Source organism: Loktanella sp. SALINAS62, from assembly GCF_018263905.1.
GTDB lineage: Bacteria > Pseudomonadota > Alphaproteobacteria > Rhodobacterales > Rhodobacteraceae > Loktanella.
Genome location: NZ_JAAFZU010000066.1, coordinates 1 through 865, shown reverse-complemented (window position 1 = coordinate 865; position 865 = coordinate 1). Strand labels below are relative to the sequence as shown.

The 865-nt window shown below is 54.0% G+C and carries 1 protein-coding gene; it reads right to left on the bottom strand.

Going from position 1 to position 865, the window contains the following annotated elements; all coding sequences use genetic code 11:
- Positions 1-244: 244 nt before the first annotated feature.
- The coding region (locus tag GZH79_RS17525; protein ID WP_211645068.1) for an IS3 family transposase at positions 245-865 on the bottom strand (621 nt) is incomplete at its 5' end.

The window sequence follows — 865 nt, the reverse complement described above, 5'->3', positions numbered from 1 at the left end:
GGATGTCGGTTGCTCCACCTGCGCAAATAGGCCTATCAACCCAAAGGGCTCCGGTTCCCGCCGGATGAAAGTTCAGTGGCAGGTCACCCACCCTGGCGCAAATCCTGCGCCAGCTTGACGTGCTGGATTGGCCAGTACCGCCATGAGGAGCACGATCATGCTGTTGAAGCCCCATTCATTCGAAGCCGCTACCGAGCGGTCCGCTGAACCGCCCCGAGTTTGCCGGAGGGTGATTTGTTCAACGTCAGGCTACTTTATCGAGTGTGTTTAGATTTGCATAGAATGCCTCCTCTGCTTCTGCGGGTGTGATGTATCCGATGGGACCGAATAGCCGGCGGTTGTTATACCAATCGAGCCATTTCAGCGTTTCCCATTCGACTTCGCGCATCGATTTCCACGGACCGATCTGGTTGATGACCTCGGTTTTGAACAGGCCAATGACGCATTCAGCGAGAGCATTGTCATAGGAATCGCCGACTGTTCCAACCGATGGATCAATGCCAAATTCGACGAGGCGCTCGGTATACTTGATCGAGAGATATTGCGATCCACGGTCCGAGTGATGAACCAAGCCATTGTTATCAGGCGTTTGTCTTTGCCAGATTGCTTGATCCAAAGCATCGAGAACGAACTGCGTCGCCATTGATGTCGATACGCGCCAGCCGACGATGCGACGTGCGAAGACATCGATGATGAAAGCGACATAAACCGTTCCTGACCACGTTGGGACATATGTAAAGTCGCTCGCCCTTGTTCTTGAACCAATGGCGCACAATCGCTCGCCCCAGAGCTGGTTGGGCCGATCTGCTTTGAACAAGCGGTTTACCTTGTCGTCAGGGCACTGCTGTGAGGTGTCCGGATTGGT